The organism is Collinsella sp. LCP21S3_D3 (assembly GCF_052118305.1).
Lineage (GTDB): Bacteria > Actinomycetota > Coriobacteriia > Coriobacteriales > Coriobacteriaceae > Collinsella.
Window position 1 is genome coordinate 1 of record NZ_JBQKHK010000058.1, and the last position, 745, is coordinate 745.

The 745-nt window shown below is 35.8% G+C and carries 1 protein-coding gene; it reads left to right on the plus strand.

Annotated features, from left to right (window positions below; genetic code table 11):
- Nucleotides 1–434 precede the first annotated feature (434 nt).
- The coding region (locus ACTQ1S_RS09360; protein WP_441547569.1) for a hypothetical protein at nucleotides 435–745 on the plus strand (311 nt) is incomplete at its 3' end.

The following is a 745-nucleotide window of genomic DNA, read 5'->3' on the forward strand; positions in this document are numbered from 1 at the left end:
TCCTGTTCAACAACTCGCTGAATAGCATCTAATCCTTTTGACATAATTTATTCCTCCTAATCTTTATTACATTTATAAGTATACCATAATATATGAAGTAAGTCAAGCGATTGGAGTTATTTTTGTTAGTTTATTAAGAATTGTTTAAGATTAATAGATTTACTCCATTTATAGCTTGACAGATTTATTGTAAATTTGTATAATGGTTTTAAGGGGTTTGACCTTAGTGAAGTGAAACGGAACGTTAAGAAGTTAGTGAACGAAGTGAACAGGGCTTCGACAGAAGTCCTTGGATTTAAGGACGAGTCTGTTCAAAGCTCTTTAAAGCTAAAACATCAGCTTCGGGAAACCCTCAGCTAGGCTTCGCCTAACCTATTGACAGACTCCATTATGTATGATAAGATTATTCCATTAGATGAATGGAGGTATATTAAATGGCTTGGGCAAGAACATTAGACGACAAGTTATATAAGGATTCAGAAGGTAACAAAGTTAGGACAGACGACTATGAGTCTCTTCCAATAGAGCTGTGGAATACAACTACTTTCATGACTTATCTCGAATACCTTAATATGATTCATTTCAAGCAGAATCCATCAACTCTTAATGTGAAACTCACTAGAATTCGCATAAAGTCTGATATGGAGGCTTACGGAAACGAGGTTCTTAAGAAGTGGATGGAGTTTGCTATTAAAGATTGGGGAGGCTCTGCAAGGTTTACGACAGCTTCTTATATGCAGCTTCG